Annotated in this window: 15 protein-coding genes; 5 read left to right on the forward strand and 10 right to left on the reverse strand. The window is 44.7% G+C overall.

Annotated elements, in window-relative coordinates; all coding sequences use genetic code 11:
- Positions 1-71: 71 nt before the first annotated feature.
- From IPP67_08155 to IPP67_08165, 3 genes are read right to left on the reverse strand one after another with little or no spacing between them, the layout of a single operon-like run.
- Positions 72-593, reverse strand: coding sequence for an N-acetyltransferase (locus IPP67_08155; protein ID MBL0339110.1), 522 nt, complete (start codon positions 591-593; stop codon positions 72-74).
- Positions 594-639: 46 nt separating this feature from the next.
- The gene (locus IPP67_08160; protein MBL0339111.1) at positions 640-1,983 is read right to left on the reverse strand and encodes an AarF/ABC1/UbiB kinase family protein; all 1,344 of its coding nucleotides are present in this window, start codon (positions 1,981-1,983) and stop codon (positions 640-642) included.
- On the reverse strand, positions 1,976-3,784 hold the full coding sequence (locus IPP67_08165; protein MBL0339112.1) for a M3 family oligoendopeptidase: 1,809 nt from the start codon (positions 3,782-3,784) through the stop codon (positions 1,976-1,978). The genes IPP67_08160 and IPP67_08165 overlap by 8 nt, the downstream gene beginning before the upstream one ends.
- A 127-nt stretch (positions 3,785-3,911) precedes the next feature.
- Between IPP67_08165 and IPP67_08170 the strand changes: the two genes are divergently transcribed.
- Positions 3,912-5,717, forward strand: a complete 1,806-nt coding sequence (locus IPP67_08170; GenBank protein ID MBL0339113.1) for a long-chain fatty acid--CoA ligase — start codon at positions 3,912-3,914, stop codon at positions 5,715-5,717.
- A 153-nt stretch (positions 5,718-5,870) separates the two neighbouring features.
- Complete coding sequence (locus IPP67_08175) at positions 5,871-6,161, forward strand: hypothetical protein (GenBank protein MBL0339114.1); 291 nt, start codon at positions 5,871-5,873, stop codon at positions 6,159-6,161.
- 86 nt (positions 6,162-6,247) lie between these two features.
- Here the strand turns inward: IPP67_08175 and IPP67_08180 are convergent, their stop codons facing one another.
- From IPP67_08180 to IPP67_08190, 3 genes are all read right to left on the reverse strand, one after another.
- The gene (locus IPP67_08180) at positions 6,248-7,942 is read right to left on the reverse strand and encodes an exodeoxyribonuclease VII large subunit (GenBank protein ID MBL0339115.1); all 1,695 of its coding nucleotides are present in this window, start codon (positions 7,940-7,942) and stop codon (positions 6,248-6,250) included.
- 122 nt (positions 7,943-8,064) lie between these two features.
- Positions 8,065-8,754: a ComF family protein gene (locus IPP67_08185; GenBank protein MBL0339116.1), complete on the reverse strand. Its 690-nt coding sequence runs from the start codon at positions 8,752-8,754 to the stop codon at positions 8,065-8,067.
- A 72-nt stretch (positions 8,755-8,826) separates the two neighbouring features.
- Positions 8,827-9,924: an anhydro-N-acetylmuramic acid kinase gene (locus tag IPP67_08190; protein MBL0339117.1), complete on the reverse strand. Its 1,098-nt coding sequence runs from the start codon at positions 9,922-9,924 to the stop codon at positions 8,827-8,829.
- Positions 9,925-10,107: 183 nt separating this feature from the next.
- On the opposite strand from IPP67_08190, the gene IPP67_08195 reads away from it, so the two are divergent.
- Entirely contained in the window at positions 10,108-11,373 is a 1,266-nt protein-coding gene (locus tag IPP67_08195; GenBank protein MBL0339118.1) for a tyrosine--tRNA ligase, read from the forward strand.
- Between the two features lie 68 nt (positions 11,374-11,441).
- On the opposite strand, the gene IPP67_08200 is transcribed toward IPP67_08195, so the two are convergent.
- Positions 11,442-14,576, reverse strand: a complete 3,135-nt coding sequence (locus IPP67_08200) for an AsmA-like C-terminal domain-containing protein (GenBank protein ID MBL0339119.1) — start codon at positions 14,574-14,576, stop codon at positions 11,442-11,444.
- 349 nt (positions 14,577-14,925) lie between these two features.
- Between IPP67_08200 and bcp the strand changes: the two genes are divergently transcribed.
- On the forward strand, positions 14,926-15,387 hold the full coding sequence (bcp, locus tag IPP67_08205) for a thioredoxin-dependent thiol peroxidase (GenBank protein ID MBL0339120.1): 462 nt from the start codon (positions 14,926-14,928) through the stop codon (positions 15,385-15,387).
- Between the two features lie 62 nt (positions 15,388-15,449).
- Here the strand turns inward: bcp and pgeF are convergent, their stop codons facing one another.
- From pgeF to IPP67_08220, 3 genes are all read right to left on the reverse strand, one after another.
- Positions 15,450-16,208, reverse strand: a complete 759-nt coding sequence (gene pgeF / locus IPP67_08210; GenBank protein ID MBL0339121.1) for a peptidoglycan editing factor PgeF — start codon at positions 16,206-16,208, stop codon at positions 15,450-15,452.
- On the reverse strand, positions 16,192-17,211 hold the full coding sequence (locus IPP67_08215; GenBank protein MBL0339122.1) for an SAM-dependent methyltransferase: 1,020 nt from the start codon (positions 17,209-17,211) through the stop codon (positions 16,192-16,194). The genes pgeF and IPP67_08215 overlap by 17 nt, the downstream gene beginning before the upstream one ends.
- A gap of 61 nt (positions 17,212-17,272) precedes the next feature.
- On the reverse strand, positions 17,273-18,085 hold the full coding sequence (locus IPP67_08220; GenBank protein MBL0339123.1) for a prolipoprotein diacylglyceryl transferase: 813 nt from the start codon (positions 18,083-18,085) through the stop codon (positions 17,273-17,275).
- Between the two features lie 326 nt (positions 18,086-18,411).
- On the opposite strand from IPP67_08220, the gene IPP67_08225 reads away from it, so the two are divergent.
- The gene (locus IPP67_08225) at positions 18,412-20,166 is read left to right on the forward strand and encodes an ABC transporter ATP-binding protein (GenBank protein ID MBL0339124.1); all 1,755 of its coding nucleotides are present in this window, start codon (positions 18,412-18,414) and stop codon (positions 20,164-20,166) included.
- Positions 20,167-20,275 lie beyond the last annotated feature (109 nt).

Genomic DNA, 20,275 nt, shown 5'->3' on the forward strand with positions numbered 1-20,275 from the left:
GAGGCTGGTCTTCATGGATGCGAGGACTAGCCTTGTCTGACTGTCTAGGGAGTTTTGGGAAAGATGGTTGATTAACCAGCCACTTTTAAGGATGATGGTCGCGCTTGGCATAGGGATCCCTGAATGCCTTTGGCAGCTTCAGGCACTAATTCATGGATTAATAACCTTTCTGGTTTTTCATCCGGCATATAAAGGCCGTAAGGAACCGTAGGCTTAAACCCCAGCCGGTGGTAATAGGCGTGATCTCCAACCAAAAAAATAATCTTATAGCCAAGGTCTTTAGCCACATTCATGGTATGCGCAGCCAATCGTTGCCCTAATCCTTGGCCCCGGTAACTGCCTGATATAGCCAAAGGGCCTAACAACAAGGCATCTGTCATGTGATTGACGGTAACCGGCCAGTAGCGGATGGTGCCGATTACCTCTTTATTCTTTTCTACAACCCAGCATAACTGCTTGATCGCAGAGATATGGTGACGATAACGGTAGGAAATTTTGCTGGTGCGATTCACCCCAAAAGCTTGATCAAGAATCTGCTCAATCTGTCTTTGATGTTCGGCTTTTTCCGATATCATCTCAATTTTATCTGTCATATACACCTGAAATTTGTATAAAATGGGCGCGTTGCTACCTATCGCTTTAAGGATTAATACCAGCCACACATAAAGCCTGCTGTTGCCGCTGTGCTAGCTGCGATCCTTGGAACCCATCAATTAATTCGTGGAACAGTCTATACCAATTCATCCGCACGCGCAAATAAATAAATATCGATCCAAGGCCAACCGCCGCCCGGTCCATCATAACAAATTCCCGCGGCAAAGTAATGGCACCATACGCACGCAATTGCGCGCGCACTTTAAGCGCTAAATCGCGCGTATAGGAATTGCCTAAATTCTCGGAAATAACCTGTTCCCGGTCTTCCAAAATCGGCCCATACACGAATTTTGCCCATTGATTAAGAATGGATACAAGCTCTTTGCTTAAATTCTTGAAACCCCATTTTTGGTAGGCGGCAACCGCCATCTCCGTGTCATTTTGTTGCAACGCGTGATAAAGATCGATCACCGCTTCCACAAACTGGGGCGAAAAAACGCGGACACATCCGTAATCCAGCAAATTTAATTCTCCGTCCTCACGCACGGTGTAATTTCCCGGGTGCGGATCACCATGCAGGATCCCATATTGGTATAAAGGTAAGTACCAGGCATAAAACAAGCTTCTGGCAACAGATTCTAACAAATGTGTCTGATCGCCTTGTTGAAAAAATGCTTTAATAGGCTTGCCGGTCAGCCAACTCATCGTCAAAAGGCGGCGGGTTGATAAAGACGCGATCACCTCGGGCACATGGATTTCCGGATGTGTCGCTAGAAGATGCCGGTATAGAAGGATATGGCGCGCTTCGCGCTGATAATCTAACTCTTCCTTTAATCTTTCTTGTAATTCAAGCCAAGCCTCTTCTGTATTGATGCTGCCATCAATTTTTTCAAAAATGCCCAACATCATTTTCAATTGACGCAAATCCGTATCAACAACGGATTGCATATCCGGATACTGCAATTTACAGGCCAATAATCGACCGTCCTTAGCCCGCGCCTGATGCACCTGCCCGAGTGAAGCTGCATTAAGAGCGGTTTCAGAAAATGACAGAAAATGCGCTTGCCAATCCGCACCCAATTCACCTGCCATCCGCCGTTGCACAAATGACCACCCCATAGCCGGGGCATTGGCTTGCAATTCGGATAATTTCTGGCTGTAATCTGTCGGCAATAAATCCGGAACCATCGCAAGGATCTGAGCTGCCTTCACGGCAGGCCCCTTCAAATTACCGATCACTTTGACCAATTGTTCCGCATGGGATTTGGTATCGATAGCCAACCCCAGTTTACTACCGGCCATACGGGCTGCAATGCCGCCGGTTGCCAACCCCATTTTGGTGACACGCCCAAATTTGGCAATCCATCCCCCTTTATCTTCCTCATCCATGATGATGTGCCTTTAAGTGCTGGTCTAATTGGTTAATCATACTTTCAAGCAGGCTTATACCTTGCTGCCAGAAATCGCTTTTCTCGATATTCATGCCGAAAGGCGCTAGCAATTGTTGGTAAGGAGCGGAACCCCCCGCTGCCAGCAAATTCATGTAATTATCCATAAAAGACGGATCTTTTTTCTGATAAATGCCATAGAGCGAATTGACCAGACAATCAGCAAAAGCATAGGCATAAACGTAAAAAGGCGAGTGGATGAAATGAGGGATGTAGGCCCAATAATACTGATATTCATCTGCAAAATCAAAAGCATCGCCCAAACTTTCTTTCTGCACTTGCATCCATATCTCTCCCAGCCGCTGTGGGGATAATTCTTGTTGCCGACGCTCTTGGTGGACCAGGGTTTCAAATTGATGGAAAGCAATCTGCCGTACCACCGTATTTAACATATCTTCAATTTTACGGGCCAGCAATGCCCCCTTTTCTTGCGGATCAGTTGCCAAGCCCAACAAATTTTGGAAGGTTAGCATTTCCCCAAAAACTGAGGCCGTTTCGGCCAGCGGCAGTGGTGCCTCCGCCATCAGCGCCCCTTGTTTGGCAGATAGTGTTTGATGAACGCCGTGGCCCAGTTCATGAGCCAACGTCATGACATCGCGCATGCTGCCTTGAAAGTTTAACAGGATATAAGGATGCACACTTGGTACCGTTGGATGTGCAAAAGCCCCGGAATCTTTGCCGGTTGACATGGCGGCGTCAATCCAACCCTGGTCGATAAATTGCCGGGCGATTTTGGCAAAAATTGGTGAAAATTGTTGGTAAGACCTTAAAACAATATCACAAGCCTCCTTCCAAGTAAATTTCCGCTGGCCCCCCGATAAATAGGGCGCATTGCGATCCCAGTAATGAAGCCGCGTTTGACCCATATATTTAGCTTTCAAGCGGTAATAACGGTGGGAAAGACCTGGATATGCCTGGCGCACAGTGTGAACTAAGGTCTCCACAACTTTTCCTTCAACCTGGTTTGCCAAATGCCTGGCCGCTGCCGGATACGTAAATTTGCGCCAACGGTCTTCGGTTTCTTTTTCCTTGGCTAACGTATTGGTTACCAAGCTAAACAAGGCCACATTTTCTTTCAAGACACGCGCGATTTCTTTAGCCGCTTGCTCCCGTTTCAAAGCATCAGGCTCTTCTAACACATGTAAAGCTTGGCTGATGGTTACTTGCTGATGATCCAAATTGAACCGGAGTTTGGCCAATGTTTCATCATATAAGCGAATCCAGGAACTGCGGCCGCTCGTGGATTTTTCCAAGTTAAATTTTTCTAATTCATCTGACAATTGGTGGGCCCGAAAAGCACGAATGACCCTTAACCAGCCTTGAAATTTTTGCAAGGCTTGATCCTTTAATAATTCTTGCAGTTGCGGCACGGGAATTTTGTTGATCTCCAAAGTGAAAAAAAGCGTGTGGCCAGCTGCTTGCGTGGTCTTTTCCTGAATATTTTGTAAAAAACCGCCAATTTCCGCATCACCTACATGGGTTGCATGCAATAGATAAGCATAACTCATCAATTTCCCTGCCAGTTCTTCATTTTGCTGATATTCTTCAATTGCCTTCAACAAATCACCCGCTGATAATTGCGCAACCCGCCCTTCATAGGTGCGCTGGAATAATTGCGCCTGTTGCAATAATTTATTCCAATCCCTGGCGATATCTGGATGGTGCATACCGGGATATAAATCCGCTAAATCCCATTTGGGCGCCAAGGTATTGGCGGACGAGTGGGCAAAAGTTTTTTTCATGGAAACCTCATATGCGTCAGACTTGTTTATATCAGGAATTTTTGTAGATTAGTGTTAATATAATTGATGTTGGTGAACGTCACCATCAATAATTTTAAAAATAAATTTTTCGGAAGGGTAAGGTACAATGTGGGAAAAATGGTCAAGCTTGCCAGCCATGTTTTTTGGGAATGCACAAAAATATTCAGGCCAACCGTTCCTGTGGCGAAAACAACAAGGCCAATGGGCTGCCCTTGATTGGCAACAGGTGGCGCATCAAGCCAGAAAATTGGCAGCCGGATTGATTGATTTATCAGTTAAGCCGGGTGACCGGGTCATGCTGATTGCGGAGAGCCGGCCTGAATGGCTGATTGCCGACATGGCTATTATGAGTATAGGCGCCATCACCGTCCCTTCTTTTACCACCAATACCACCCCAGATCATTTACATATCCTGCGGCACAGCGGCGCCCATGTGGCCATTGTTTCGACCCAGGCGGTTGCCACCAAATTCTTACCCGCTGCATTGCAAGCACCAGAGCTGAAAACCGTTATTTTCATTGACCCCGTGACAATCGATCAGCAGTTGCCACTGCCCTTCTTCCTGTGGCCAGATCTTATCCATAAAACGGATCATCAACCAAACTTGCAATTGATTGATAAGCGGCTGGCAGCACTTAAACGTTCGGATATTTGTTGTTTGATTTATACATCAGGCACAGGTGGTACGCCCAAAGGCGTGATGTTATCGCACGGAGCTATTTTGGCCAATTGTGAGGGGGCAGCCCAGGTTTTATCAACTTTCGGCCTCAAAAAAGAAAAATTCCTCAGTTTCCTGCCTTTATCCCACGCTTATGAACATACCGCCGGACAATGTTTGCCGATTTTAATCGGCGCCCAGATTTATTACGCCGAAAGCGTTGAAAAAATTAGCGATAATTTAAAAGAAACCCGTCCAACGATTATGACCGCTGTCCCTCGTTTTTTCGAACTCATGCATCAGCGCATCTTGCGCTCAATTGCCAAAGAAAAACCCTGGAAACGGCGCCTGATCCATAAAACCCTTCAGTTAGGCCGTAAATCCTATGAAACCCCTTCCGCAATGACGATCCCAGACAAGTTCAAAAATTACTTGTATGATTGGCTGGTCAGGCGAAAGACTAAGGCTAGGTTTGGAGGGCAATTAAAGGCCCTGGTTTCAGGGGGGGCGCCCCTTAATTATGATGTTGGTATTTTTTTCCAATCTTTGGGTATCCCCATTTTACAAGGATATGGCCAGACCGAAGCCGCACCTGTAGTCAGTGTAAATATACCCCATAAAGTAAAAATGGACACGGTAGGTCCCGTTTTGCCGGGTGTTACCGCCCATATTGCAGATGATGGGGAAATTTTGATTCAGGGGGAATGCGTGATGCAAGGCTACTGGCAAGATCCTGCAGCCACCGCACATGCCTTGAAAGATGGATGGCTGCACACCGGTGATATTGGACATATTGATCAAGAGGGATATTTAAAAATTACCGATAGGAAAAAAGACATTATTGTATTATCTGGTGGCGATAATGTTGCCCCGGCCCGTGTTGAAGGGTTTTTAGTACTAGCACCGGAAATTACTCAAGCCATGGTTTATGGGGACCAGCATCCCCATATCGTAGCGGTTATTGTTCCCCATCCCGATTTTATGGCCGAGTATGCCAACCCAAAGGGGCTACCGCTTGATCCGGCAGCCTTGGTTAAAAACCCTGATTTTAACCGAATTTATAGAACCGTCATTAACCAGGTTAACCAGCACTTGTCACCGATTGAAAAAATTCGCCGTTTTATTTTGGCCCCGGAACCGTTCACGATTGAGAACGGGATGTTAACACCTTCTTTTAAAATTCGCCGACATACAATCTTGGCAAGATATCAGCCACTTTTGGAGAAATTATATAATGGTACCGCCAATGACTGAAGCTGCTTTAAGGACATGTTTATAGGCTGTTAAATTAGGTCATTAATAGCACCATTTTTTGATTGAAAAGGCTGGGGGAAATATTGTATAAAGGTTTTTATAGGTCTGATGATTGATCATGCTGGTACAAATAATTTTTAGGGAATACATAACATGAAAAAATTGCTTTTGCTGACAGGGTTTGCTGCCCTGCTATCCACAAACGTCCATGCGGCCGAATTAGCTGGCAAGGTTGACTTAGCCACCATGACCTGCCAGCAGTTACTGGATTTAAGGGATGAAGAGGCCGGTGCGGTGGTGTTTTGGCTGGATGGACATCTTACCGATGAAACAGTCATTGATATTGATGGCATTTTCCGCGTCGCAGAAGCGTTAGGGAGACAATGCGCCCAAAACCCATCCCAAAAACTTTTTGATGCCATTCAAAAATTAAGCTCCCAATAATCCCTGATCGCATTTTTTGATTGATTGAGACTGTCAAGCCCTGCATGGGAGTGTTTCATGCGGGGCTTATTTATGAAATAGGCCCTTTAATTTTCAATTTTTTTCTCGATTTGCGCCACCGCCAAACCATCCTGGAAACGCAGGTTTATCCTATCGCCCACCTTCAGCTGCTCTACCCGGGCGATGATTTCTTCATCCCCCGCATAGGCCAATAAAAAACCCCTTTTTAATAAACGGGTAACTGATAAGCCTTCTAAACTTTCCGCTAAATTATCGGCATTGGTCTTGGCTATAGCCAGTTGCTGCTGTAACCTTTGAATAACCAGCCATTCTGCCGAACGTTGCCAGTTTTCCTGGCTATACCGCAATTGCTGTTTGGTCAATTGCTGCAATATCTGATATTGGCCACCCAATTTTTGATCCCAAATTTTTACCTGTTGGGCGGGAGACACAATGCGGTTGCCAAGAGCAACAAAATGCCGGTTTAAAAACTCTTTATTCTTTAACCAATTGGTTTGCAATTGCCCCGTCAAGATTGTGATGGAATCCCGGTGTCGGTTAAATCGCCAAGAAACCGGCCCCAGTCCTTTAAAAACAGAATGTAAGCGCTGGGCCTGCTGTTCTTGATAGGATTTAACGGCTTGCTGGAAACGACCCACCACTTGCTGATGAAACAAATGCAGCGATAGATATCGTTGCTGGTTATAACGCAAGATTTCTGTAAAATTCGCTAGGCACCCGGTTTTAGTTTGCAAGATCTGCTGCATCGAACGTGCGAGCCTTTCACTTAATTCATCAAAGCGTTGCAAAGATGGTTCATAAAGGCTTTGTGGCCGCCTGAACAGGCGGGCTAATGCCCCAACCAAGGATAAGCGGCTTTCCATTTTTTGCTGAAATAAAAGATCAAGGTGGGATTGGGTTTCCTGTAACTGCCTTAATAAATCCGCTTTGACTGGCACCACCATTTCGGCAGCAGCAGACGGGGTTGCAGCACGCCTATCGGCTACAAAATCAATTAAGGTGGTATCGGTTTCATGCCCAACCGCGGAAATAATTGGGATTTTACTGGCGGCCACGGCCCGTACCACCCCTTCTTCATTAAACGGCCATAAATCTTCGAGACTTCCCCCTCCTCGTGCCACGATAATCACATCTGGTTTGGGCCATAAGGAAAGCGGTAAATGATTAAAGCCTTCGATGGCTTTTCTGATTTGGCCAGCAGCCATTGCCCCTTGTACCGCCACCGGCCAAAGAAGAACAGGTGTTGGCATCCGGTCTTGCAACCGGTGAAGGATATCTTGCAACACCGAACCAGTCGGCGAAGTAATTAAGCCAATGAGAGTAGGCAGGAAAGGCAATTTCTTTTTCCGCTCTAGGGCAAATAACCCTTCCGCCAGTAGTTTTTCTTTGCGTTCTAACAATAATTGCAGCAATTCCCCTTGACCGGCCAATTCCACTGTTTCCGTTACCAATTGGTAACGGGATCGGCCCGGGTAAGAGGTGATTTTGCCCGTGATAACCAGCTGCAACCCATCCGCTATCCCAAAAGGTAGTTTGCTTGCAACGGGCCGCCAACACACTACATTTAAAACCGCCATATTATCTTTTAAATCAAAATAAATATGCCCGGAGCCATGCCGACTAAAATTGCTGACCTCGCCGCGGATCCGCAATCGGCCAAAACCATCTTCAAGCTTGTTTTTAATTAAAGTGCTGATTTCACTAACACTATATTCTTGGGTGATAGCAGGAATATTTTCAAACAAATCAGGAATTTTCACTAAACCACCTTTATCATTAAAATTGCCTAAGCATCAACCGACTCTATTGATCTGGGTAGGAAACGCTTGGACTTTACCAGAAGATAAAGGCTAGATACAAAACAAAATTATCCAACCCCCAGTTATCCAACCCTGGCTAACACCAATACATAGACGGATCTCGCACCTGCCTGCAATAAGGCTTTGGTACAGGCGGCGACCGTAGCGCCCGTGGTCATCACATCATCAATCAATAAAATATTTTTTTGGGCAATGCTTGGATCATATTTTTTTGGCACGACAAAAACACGCTGGACATTCAACCGCCGTTGCCGAGCGGTCATTTTTCCTTGGCTGAGGGTGGCACGTTTGCGGTGTAATCCACGCAATAGCAGGGGGCGGTTACTTTGCTGGCTAACCGCGGCCGCCAACAATCCCGCCTGGTTATATTGTCTGGCCATTAATCGCCGCCAATGCAGAGGAACCGGGATAATCACATCCGTAAAGGGTATGATATCTTTCCCAGCTCGTGTCAGCCATTTGGCAAATAATTGGACAAAATCAATGCGGTCATAATGTTTAAAAGATAAGATTAATTTTTTGCTGTGCTGATCATATAGAATAGCACTGCGGGTTTGTTGATACAGGGGCGGGTTTAGGATGCAAGCACCACATATCTGTTGGCCAATTTGACCCTCTTTATCGACAAAGGGTCTGCCGCAACGCTTACATTGGCGCCCCTCCAGAAAAACCAATTGACAGAAACAAGAGCCGCATAGGGAATAATCCGCCGTCACCATCACCCGGCAGTGCAGGCAGCGCGCGGGGATCAAAAAATTAAAAAACCCTGGTATAGCCAGCATCGGTTTATATAAAAATAAGGTTAATTAAAAAAGATATAGGAATCATGTATTCCTTCTCCACGATACCAATTCCCCACCTGATAACGGATAAGGAACGCCTGTAGTGCCAGGATAACTTAGGGGTAGTCTCCGCACCGATCTTGCCGCCAAATAGGCAAAAGCCTCAGCCTCTAACAAATCACCGGCCCATCCCAATTCATCCACCGCCATCATTTTACCAGATAAATGCTGCCGTAATCTTGCCATCAGCGCGGGATTGTGACGCCCGCCGCCCGCTATCAGCCAAGATTTTGGTGGCCCTGGGAAAAACATTGCCGCGCGGGCAATGGTAAGGGCGGTAAAATCCGTTAAGGTGGCCGCCCCATCCTCGATTGACAACCCCTCTAATGCCTGGATGGATAAACTTAAGCGATCCAGAGATTTCGGAGGTTTTTGCAAAAAATAAGGATGCCTTAACATTTGTTGTATATGGCTGAGAGCAGGAGTACCCTTGCTAGCCAACCTGCCATCTTGGTCTAAGGGAATACCTGTTTTCTCTAAACACCAATCATTAATCAGGCCATTCCCAGGCCCCGTATCGAAAGCTAAAAGATCTTCTGCTTGATGGCCAACCCAAGTAACGTTTGCAACACCGCCGATATTGACCACCACCAATGGTTTTGGCAAAGATGCCGTTAACGCCGCATGATAAATAGGCACTAGGGGCGCCCCCTGCCCGCCTTTCACCACATCCTGCTCGCGAAAATTATGAACCACATCGATTTGCGTACGAGTGGCCAATAAAGAAGCATCGCCGATTTGCCAAGTAAATCCCTCCCGCGGATGGTGGGCAATGGTCTGGCCATGAAAACCAATCAAACGGATTTGGGAAGAGTGTAAAGAATGTTTTTTTAAAAGGTCTTGGACAATTTGGATGTGGTAATCGGTTAAACGCCTTTCGATTGCGGCAATTTCTTTAGTCATTTGCCGTCGACCCATGATTTGGCGCAAGCCTTTTTGGAAAGCAATCGGATAGGAGTGTGCCATACCTCCACAGGATTTGAGATGCGTCTCGCCATCTGTCAAAAGCAAGGCTGCATCCACGCCATCACAGCTGGTTCCGCTCATCAGCCCAATCACATAACTTGGTTCAACCCACATACCGGTAAATCTCTCTTGATAACTTCATATTGTTATGACAGTCTCAAATATTGCAATCAACTGGAAAAATACTAGAGAATAAATTGTCAATACTTGCCCGCCTGATAGCACATTTTGCTATCGATTGCGGTCAAATGATTAGGTGTCATTTTTTAATCAATTCTTAGACTGGGTTAATTTATCATGGGCCAGATTAAATCACCCTTCCTTAACGTCCTTCAGGAACGGGGCTATATCCACCAAGCCACAGATTTGGAAGGGCTGGATCAGCGTTTATGCACAAGCATGGTCAGTGCCTATATGGGATTTGATGCCACTAGTAACAGCCTACATATTGGCAATTTAGTAGGTATTATGATGTTACGACATTTGCAACATTTTGGGCACCGTCCGGTGGTTTTATTAGGGGGCGGCACCACTAAAATAGGTGATCCGTCCGGCAAAGATGAAAGCCGTAAGCTGCTTTCCGCAACGGATATCCAACATAATATTGGGCAGATCAGCAAAATCTTTTATCAGTTTTTGGAGGTCGGCAGTCAAAAAAACCAAGCCGCAATCGTTAACAATGCAGAATGGCTAGATCCCTTGAGCTATATCGATTTCCTTAGGGATTTTGGTCGCCATTTTTCGATTAACCGTATGCTATCTTTCGATTCGGTGCGCTTGCGCCTGGAACGGGAACAAACCCTTAGTTTCCTTGAATTTAACTATATGATTCTACAAGCCTATGATTTTTTACATTTGTCCCGGCATCAGAATTGTCTATTGCAGTTGGGTGGTTCAGACCAATGGGGCAATATCATCAGCGGTATTGAACTGGCAAGACGGGTGGACAACCGCGAACTTTTTGGCCTTTGTAACCCCCTGATCACCAATTCTTCCGGCGCTAAAATGGGTAAAACCGTCAGCGGCGCCATATGGCTGGATAAAACAAAATTAACTCCTTACGATTACTGGCAATATTGGCGGAATTGCAGTGACCAGGATGTCGGTCGCTTTTTAAAGCTTTTTACCGAACTTCCTATGGATGAGATCAAGCGATTGGAGGCATTGCAAGGTTCGGAATTAAATGAAGCCAAAATTATTCTTGCGGATGCCACAACCTCCCTGGCTCATGGCAAGGATGAGGCTAAAAAAGCTGCCCTAAGTGCAAAAAAGACTTTTGAGCAAGGTGGGTTAGGGGAAGAACTGCCTGCACTGGTCATTTCAAGCAAAGAACTGCAACAAGGGATTGCCCTTTATGATTTGTTGCGGCGTGCAGGAATGGCCGCCAGTAACAGTGAAGCTCGCCGTTTGATTAAAGCCGGGGGGGCACGCCTCAATGATCAACCGATTACCGATGATTTGTATATGGTCAATTGGCAGGATTACCAGCATCAGCAAGTGATCAAGATTTCTGCAGGTCGCAAACGCCATACCATTGTCAAATTGGATCATATCCCCAAATAACCACCCCATGACAAAAAACTTTTGATACGGCGGCCTATCCCGTTCAGCAGATAACAATTATTTAAAACTTAGGGTTCGTTAGCACTGAATAGTTCTCTTAGAAATCCTGGCGCTAGCGCACTTAAAGCTGAGAATTGAATAGATGGTTTATCTAAAGGCCCTTGGACACTATATTTGGCCGCAAAAATTCCTTTTCCAGGACCGCCGGTTAAGATATGCCCAATAATAGGAATATCGCTCAGAACGCCGTTGATCGCATAGAAAGGCACAAAATCGCCGCGGATGTTGATTTGGCTTTGCCTCATATCGACCCATCCTTCCGCTGTCACCCCAAGCGTTGCACCATTGGTGCGCAGATTGCTGATCGTCATTCTTCCGTCGCTTAAATCGAATTGACCGGAAAATCTGGTCATGATGATCCCTTCCGCTCCCGCAAATGCTTGTAATATGGAAGATGAACTTGGACCAAAGGTCACCTTAGGATCTAGCGTAAACCGGTCAATAGAAATTTTGCCTTGTAATTTGTCTTGACCACCATTCGTAACACTCAACGCCTTAACCCGTAAATTACCCCCCTTCATTCCCTCCACACCCTTTATAATCCTTAATAATTCACCGGCATCGTCAGTAAATATATCCAACATATAAGAAGCATCCCCTGTGCTTTGCCCCGGCCCGTACCGGAAAGACACCTTTTTTGTCCGCCCCATGCCAGCCTCAACGGACAGAACACGCCAATGCTGACCAGCATAGGATAAATTGATGTAAGCATTCACGAGCTGGCGGTCAGGCCCGAACAGTAACCCAATCGGCTGTTCATTCAAAAGGCGGATGTTTTGATTTTTTAAGGAAAGGATGTCGCTTCCTGCAAACGCTTCACTTATTTGAAGAAGTTGCGCCGTATCAATTTGACCACCTTTCATGACTATAACAGTTTCTTTTGGCCCGAATTCTAGTTGCAACGATGGTAAATTAGTTATCCCCACCTTAAACTTTGAAAAAGCAATAACCCCCGTGGAGAAGGAAGAGGCATTTAAAGTAAAATTGCCTTTTGCCTGGATTTGGATGGGCTGTCCTTGCAGCAGTAATTCTTCAATTGTTAATAATTTACCTGGTTGCAGAGTAGCTCTGATTAGCAAGTCCGTTTTCACGCCCGCTTGTTTAAGCGGTTGGGTTAAAGTTGCAAAAATCCCAATATTCTGCAGATTGGAACGCAATTCTATTTTCACAATCCCAGTAGGTGCTTTATTTAAATACAGTTGGATAGGTATCTGAGACCCGCTCATCGCTGCAACGGGCAGATGTAACCATCGCTTTAAAGTTGTGGTTGATACATCAAATTTTGCTGTTATCTCTTCTGAGGAAGAAGGGATATTGAAATCTTTTTGCCAGGTTAGCTGAACAACTTGTTGATCGATTTGGCCCTTTCCTTCCAAGGCCACATGGCTGGATTTCACTTGCAGACGAAATTGGCCATCTTTTAAATGGATGCCAGGAATAATATTATTGATAACCACCTTCTCCAGGTGCGTTTCGGCCGAGACTTCGACGTTTTTCCATGTCAAATTTTTAATGAGAGGAAACTCTATATGCAAATGACCACGGACATCGCCACTGGTTAAAGAACTACTGGTCAGTGTCTTAAGCGTTGTATCTGGCATAAGGGCCTGCAGCAACAGCAGCACTTTGGACAAGGATGCATCGACAATCACGTCAATCTTTATCATCTGATCAAGCTTTGATAAACCTGTTATTAATACATTCCCGGCGCTCAGGCGGTTGGTATCACTGATGCCATTAAAGAAATCAATCTGCAAAGATTGGCTGTCAAAATGGGCAACAGCTGTTTCGGCCTGCAGCAACGGCAAATTCGGCATATAATTGATTAATAATTTGCTGGCTTGGGCCTTTCCTTCCAAAAACTTTAATTGACTGCCTTCCACATGAGTCATGGGAATTTCCAAATTGGTTTGAAAATCTAGCGAATCAATATGGCCGCTATGAACATTTTTTGTCACCCATGGCCGCACATTCGGAAAAATCTTTGAGGGCCAAAACCTGATGACGGAGGATAGAGAAACGTCTTGCAGAGACAATTCAGCCTGGACTTGAATAACCCGGGAGGGGTTATTAGCTTTACGCAGGCCGTCCAGTTCTATCATCCCTTCAACCATTCCCTCGGTGGTAGCTAATTGGAAAGACGAAATAATCAGCTTATTCCCCCGATCCATCAGCTCACCCACGACAGAACCATATTCGACAAATATTTCTTGTTGGGTAGGATCTGAGGGAATTTTGATGGTACCGGGGGATAAAGCAATATTAAAAACACCTTTTTCTGCCTTACCTTGCAAATTAAGTGATAATTTAATCCAGCCGCTAACCAAAAGACTGGTCTGTTGGAAAAAGTCAATTTTTTCATCAAAGCTACCTAAGAATTGCACGGGCATTTCTTTAATTTGACCAACCATTTCTATTTGCTGGTTCTTTTTATGGTACGTAAAGGTTAAATCAAAAAGGCTTTTTTGGCTGTGATACTGCATTTCTGCAGACAAATGCCCTTGAAGGCCATCTGTAAACCGTTCAATAACAATATCTGCCTTAGGGATATTCCACCATTCTTGGGTATTTTCGTCAAAAATTGCGACCTCTGCTTCAATTGCTTCCACATACCTTAAAAATCCGGTTGGGTTGCGATAATCGGGCGGCGCTAATAACTGCCGGATGAATTTGCCAATCACCCCTGAAACACCCTTTTCTTCATGACTCGCGGCAGCGGGCGCCTCGCCTAAATCGATTGATCCATCCCTGTGCCGGTATAAGAATAATTTCGGTTGTTTGAAAACAACTTTTTCAGGTCCCATCACCCCGTAAAAAAAACTTTTGGCCGCAATCTCTAACGAAAAATCAGGAATGATTCCCAATAATTTCCCGTTGCGGCCATAAATTTTTGTCTCCGATGCCTGAACCAACAACCTCCCGCCCGCCTTAACGTCCCATCCCGCTTGGATTTGGCCAATCCTAATGTCAACTTGCTGCTCACTAGAACCCAATAATTCTCGGATATAGGGGCCAAGGAAGTCCGTATTGATCCGTTCGCCTGTTGACAAACGCCAGGCCACAGCCCCCACCACAATCAGCAAAGTACTGAGTGCGAATGTTAAAATTGACCGAAAAACTTTGCCAATTCGAGTTAGCAACAACCCATTTCCTTCCCTATGAGATAAGGTAATGATTGAAAATCGCAATCATCCATTTATGGGAAAAATTCGTTGAACCCATATTCGCCAATATATCTTTTATACGAATGATTAGTACTTGCTGCATTGATCCATACCAGCTATCCTTATGATCATGACATGATAAAATGAGCTTTATCCTGGGCAGCCTTAACCTCGTATCTAACCGTTTCTTGAAGAAACAACCATCCCATCCTACCAAAATTTTGTTGAAAATGCAAAATGACATTTTTAAATTGTGAACAATGCACGGATTATCGATTATATAATCATGGAACCATCTCAACCCGCAAGCTTATTGAAAGGAAGGAACATGCCTTTACAAGTTGGTGATAATGCCCCCGATTTTACTTTGGGAACCGATGACAACCTCCAAATTACCCTATCAAAATTGCGCGGCAAGAAGATTATACTTTATTTCTATCCGAAAGATGATACCCCCGGCTGCACCCAACAAGCCTGTGATTTTCGCGATAAACTACCCGATTTTCATAAAACTTCCACAGTGGTTTTGGGCGTTTCTAAAGATGATGCCACAAGTCACGGCAAGTTTAAAAAGAAATTCAGTCTGAATTTTGCCCTGCTTGCCGATACCGAAGGGAAAGTTTGTGATGCTTACGGGGTAATGGCAGAAAAATCGATGTATGGCAAAACTTATTTGGGAATCGAACGGACGACTTTCCTGATTAACGAAAAAGGGAAAATCAGCAAAATCTGGCATAAAGTGAAGGTGCCAGGCCATATTGAAGAAGTCCTGCAATTGACAAAAATCTAATTTTCAGCTTTGCCTCAAGACAGACCAAAATTCCTTACGCAACCGTTGCTTACAAGCTTACTTCAAAGCAAGCATATGGCGGATAACTGGCAGCCATATGCTTTTTGTTGGCGCAAAAAAGATCGGCGGTAACTAAAAAAATACGCGTCTTCGTTAAACGTATCGCGCTTCTCCCACTGGACTTTTTGAATCCCTGTCCTTTTAAGACAGGCCGCCACGTAAGCTGGCAAATCAAATAAATAATGCCCTGCCCGTAAAGCGCGCATCAAAAAAGGTTTTACCATTACCAAAGATTGGGTGAAGTTGTTTGGAAATTCGGGTCCTACCTCATAACTTGATTGCTGAATGCAAGGGCCTATCACCGCCACTATATTTTCGCTTTGCCCACCTTGCTGCTGCATTAAGTTGAGCGTATTTTGGATGATCCCGTGACATGCCCCCCGCCAACCCGCGTGAATAGCTGCAATAATGTGATGTTTGGGCTCTACCAGTAAAATCGGTACACAATCAGCCGTCAAGATGCCCAAAGTTAGCCCCTGCGTTTTCGTGACCATTGCATCAGCAACGATTGGTGCCGCAGGCGGATTCTCGATTAATATGACTGTAGCACTGTGACTTTGCTCAAGGGTGATCAAGGAATTTTCGGGCATGTTGGCTTTTTGCAACGCAATTGCCCGGTTTTTGCGGATATTTTCCACTTTGTCAGTCGAGCTTAAGCGGCAATTCAACGATTGATATTCACCCTCACTGACTCCCCCCTGCCGGGTAAAAAAAGCATGACGCAGAAAAGGGAAATCGAGCGTTTTATTTTGGATCAACATTTTTTTCTTCCTTGATAAATCCTGCCGGATTAAAATGGGCCAGGTTGCTAAAAGCAGCCACTTTAAAAGCATCCCCCATTTGATCAGCTGATAACAATCGATCTGCCGTTGCCTTAAGGGTTTCTGCTTGAAGAGGATCCGCCCTTTTTAGTAAATTTCCCATGCGGAGTTTAAATCCCATCCGCTCTAACCAAACAGTTTGCTTCAAAGGCCCCCAAACCGACATTCCCTGTTGGATTCCTGCCTGAGCCAGGGCAGAAAAATCCACCCAGGCTGTGACATCACACTCACCCACTAACTGGAGCGGATCAACAGCCTGATGACGCCTAACGGCCTGGAAACTTTCTCCAATCGATCCATTCCGCCCATAATCAATAACTAATATCACCCCGTTATTTCGGCTAACCAATTGTGCTAAAACTTTCATATAGCTGGTGGCCGCCGTCGAGTATTCTAATACCGTCCCTAGAGGATAAGGATCGACCATCAGCATTCTGCTTTTTTCAGACTGCCTAAACTGCCAATCTAATTCTCCCCGATCATTTAATGACACCATTCTTTCCAACCAACCTTCGGGCATCTTTTTAAATTGATGGATGGGAAAAACATCAAAAAACTCGTTAGCAACAACTAATACAGGATTTCCTTGCAAGTCCGGCAAGTGGGTATGCCATGTTACCGGTAAACCTTGCAAACATTGTTGTTGGATATTTTTTAGGGATTGGTTCGTTTCAACAATATGAATCCGTAGGGCTTGTTGAAAAGATGGCCGTAATTTTGCAACTCGCCAAATATCTTGGAGCAATGTCCCACGTCCGGCCCCTAACTCCAGCAGGCAGAAAGTAAAAGGTTCGCCCATTTGCTGCCAGCTATTAATCAGCCAAAAAGCAATCATTTCATTAAATATTTGGCTAATTTCTGGAGCCGTGATGAAATCAGCGCCGGGGCCGATTGGCAGTTTTTGGCGGTAATATCCCTGGCGCTCAAATGAACAGATCTGCATGAAGGATGCTAAGCTGATCGGGCCTTCTTTTCGGATACAATTAATCAGCTGCCCTTGTAATTCATTCATGTTTAAGCAAAAGAGGTTGGCGGCTAGCCATAATGATCAAGCTGATACCTAATACCATCATTGGGATACACAACAACTGACCCATCGTTAATATATCAGCGAAATACCCCAATTGCTGATCGGGTTCACGGAAAAATTCCACAGCGAATCTAGCAAGCGCATATCCAGCAATAAAAATCCCGCTTAAGAGGCCTCCACGCAAACGAAACGACGTGGCGCGAACCAACAAATATAATAGGAGAAACAAGACAATACCTTCCAAAAAAGCTTCATATAGTTGGCTGGGATGACGTGGCAGCCCGCCCCCATTTGGAAATATCATCCCCCAAGACACATCAGTAACCCGCCCATATAATTCCCCGTTAACAAAATTGGCCATGCGCCCCAGAAATAAACCGATCGGTGCAGCACAGGCAAGAATATCAAATAAATAGATGCTTTTAAGGCGCTGGAAGCGGGCATATATCAACGTAACAATAATCACGCCTATCAATCCGCCGTGGAAAGACATTCCCCCTCGCCATAATTTAAAAATATCCGATGGATTTTCCCTAAAATAAGCGAAATTGTAGAACAATACATATCCAAGCCGCCCCCCCAGGATGATCCCCAGCGTTACCCACAAAACAATATTTTCAAATTGTGGCTTGCTAAGCTTGCTGAACGGCAGGGAAATCAAATAAATCCCATATCGCCAACCTGCTAAGATACCGATGATATAAGCCAATGAGTACCAACGGATAACCAGAGGCCCAAACTCTAAAAGAACGGGGTCAATATTGGGAAAAGCTAATAGATATGTCATATACGGCCCATAAAATAAATAATCCCCACAATAAACAATCTATAAGCAGCCAGGCTGCGATCAGGATTACGGATTGATTGTCAGACGCACACCACGTATAAATCTAATGTAAAATTATAATAGAATTTACAAATGTAAAACAGATTATTTATGTAATGAGCCAAATCGGAATCAGATACAACAAGATATCGACTGTTTCCAATTGATAAGATTTATCATTTAAATTATATAAGAATATCTTGATGTAGCTTCTTTTACCCTACTGCTTCCCATCTATAAAAATAGAATGGGAACACTACAACAGCAACATTGGTACCATTAGATCGATGACAAAAAAAAATAAATCTTCTGCCCTAACAATCGGACACTCGAAGAACCTGATATCCAGCGCGTTTAAAATATTTTGGAAATCCGGTTGGAAACGGGTTCTCGCTATCACAATATGCCTGGTCATCGGCAATATTGTGGGGGGGTTCGGGATTGCCAGCTTAATTCCAGCTTTCAACGCTTTGGATTACCAAGGCAGCAATTCAAATCCCTCCAATGCCCATGAAATGGTTCAGGGAATTTTTGAATTTTTAGGAATTCCTCTTGAAATATCTTATATCCTGGGCATTTTTATCATTGCCACTTTCATAAAAGCAATTTTGTCCTGCATTTCTACGAGTTATTTGGGACAAGCTGTCGCGGCGCTATCCACCAAATGGCGTTTGGCTTTATCTTTAGGAATCCAACAAGCACGTTGGCAATATTACAATATTCGCCCCTTAAATGTGGTCGTAGCAGCTCTTGATAAAGATACAGAACGAGCCGGGGCAGCTTATCGGGTTTCGGTAGAGTTTTTTGGTTTTATCCTACAGTTCTTGGCTTATTTTTGTATTGTTATGCTTATTTCTTGGCAAGTGGCGTTGATGTCTTTAGGCATAGGCTTACTGATTTCCTTGGTTTTAAACAAATTTGTGCGCATGAGCAGGAAACTTAGCGCCAAACAAAATGCAACCAATATCCGCATGGGTCGGGAAATGACCAATTTCTTACTGAACATTAAACCCCTCAAAGCCATGCAACGGCACGCACATTTCAGCCATTTATTTGCAAAAACCATTGTCCGTATCAACAAGGGATTGCGTAAAATCATCTTGCTCAAGGAATTACGCAGAACGCTGCAAGAGCCTATGACCGCCTTATTCTTAGCAATTTTCTTTTATATTTCTTTGGCCGTCTGGCAAACCTCTGTCGCTGAAACGATCATCATGGGGCTGCTCATGGAATCCGTTATCAGCGCGATCGGAAAAGCCCAGCAAGCGTTGCAATATTTTGCCAATTTAGAACCTTTTTATATCCACGTCCGCCAGTTAATGGCTGATTTGAAAAAAGAAAAAGAAGTATGGACTGGCGAAAAAATCCCGACTTTGGACCAAGTGATCAATTTTGAAAATGTTGTTTTTTCTTACAGCCGTCGCGCCAATGTTTTAAAAAATGTGTCGCTCGAAATCCCAACCGGTAAAATTACCACCTTAATCGGCACTTCAGGTTCAGGGAAAACAACCCTGATTGATCTGTTGTTAGGATTTTATTTGCCGCAGGAAGGCACAATAAAGATTGATCACGTTAATTTGCAAGACATCAATTTAGCTGCCTGGCGCCAATTAGTGGGATATGTCCCACAAGAAATTATTTTACTCAATGATACAATTTTAAAAAACCTAACATTGGCGGATCCAAGTTTAACCCTTCAAGACGCTGAAGCGGCGCTGCAAGCAGCTGGGTTGAAAACCCTACTGGATTCTTTGCCGGACGGCTTGGACACGATTGTCGGTGAACGGGGGGGGTTATTATCGGGTGGGCAACGCCAACGGATGGCTATTGCCCGGGCCCTGATCCATCACCCCAAATTATTAATTTTGGATGAAGCCACCAGCGCCCTTGATCCCCAAACGGAGCAAGAAATTTATCAGCATATCGCCTCCCTTACCCCTCATTTGACCATTATCGCCATTTCCCACCAACCTTTATGGAAAGAAAAAGCGGCCAAGGTCTATGAGTTGACTCGTGGACACGCCAATTTGGTCAAAGGGTAATAATCTTGATCAACAATGATCTGCAATCTTGGCGCTAACACACAGAAGGTACAAAAATTTACAGCGCTTTTAAATTTAAGCTAGAATTTTACTTGAAAAGCCAGCTTAT

The sequence above is a fragment of the Rhodospirillaceae bacterium genome (assembly GCA_016722635.1).
GTDB lineage: Bacteria > Pseudomonadota > Alphaproteobacteria > JAEUKQ01 > JAEUKQ01 > JAEUKQ01.

Excerpts from the sequence above, each read along its gene's own strand:
- IPP67_08155 (MBL0339110.1), bottom strand. The coding sequence starts at position 593 with ATGACAGATAAAATTGAGATGATATCGGAAAAAGCCGAACATCAAAGA.
- IPP67_08160 (MBL0339111.1), bottom strand. The coding sequence starts at position 1,983 with ATGGATGAGGAAGATAAAGGGGGATGGATTGCCAAATTTGGGCGTGTC.
- IPP67_08165 (MBL0339112.1), bottom strand. The coding sequence starts at position 3,784 with ATGAAAAAAACTTTTGCCCACTCGTCCGCCAATACCTTGGCGCCCAAA.
- IPP67_08170 (MBL0339113.1), top strand. The coding sequence starts at position 3,912 with ATGTGGGAAAAATGGTCAAGCTTGCCAGCCATGTTTTTTGGGAATGCA.
- IPP67_08175 (MBL0339114.1), top strand. The coding sequence starts at position 5,871 with ATGAAAAAATTGCTTTTGCTGACAGGGTTTGCTGCCCTGCTATCCACA.
- IPP67_08190 (MBL0339117.1), bottom strand. The coding sequence starts at position 9,924 with ATGTGGGTTGAACCAAGTTATGTGATTGGGCTGATGAGCGGAACCAGC.
- IPP67_08195 (MBL0339118.1), top strand. The coding sequence starts at position 10,108 with ATGGGCCAGATTAAATCACCCTTCCTTAACGTCCTTCAGGAACGGGGC.
- bcp (MBL0339120.1), top strand. The coding sequence starts at position 14,926 with ATGCCTTTACAAGTTGGTGATAATGCCCCCGATTTTACTTTGGGAACC.
- pgeF (MBL0339121.1), bottom strand. The coding sequence starts at position 16,208 with ATGTTGATCCAAAATAAAACGCTCGATTTCCCTTTTCTGCGTCATGCT.
- IPP67_08215 (MBL0339122.1), bottom strand. The coding sequence starts at position 17,211 with ATGCAGATCTGTTCATTTGAGCGCCAGGGATATTACCGCCAAAAACTG.
- IPP67_08220 (MBL0339123.1), bottom strand. The coding sequence starts at position 18,085 with ATGACATATCTATTAGCTTTTCCCAATATTGACCCCGTTCTTTTAGAG.
- IPP67_08225 (MBL0339124.1), top strand. The coding sequence starts at position 18,412 with ATGACAAAAAAAAATAAATCTTCTGCCCTAACAATCGGACACTCGAAG.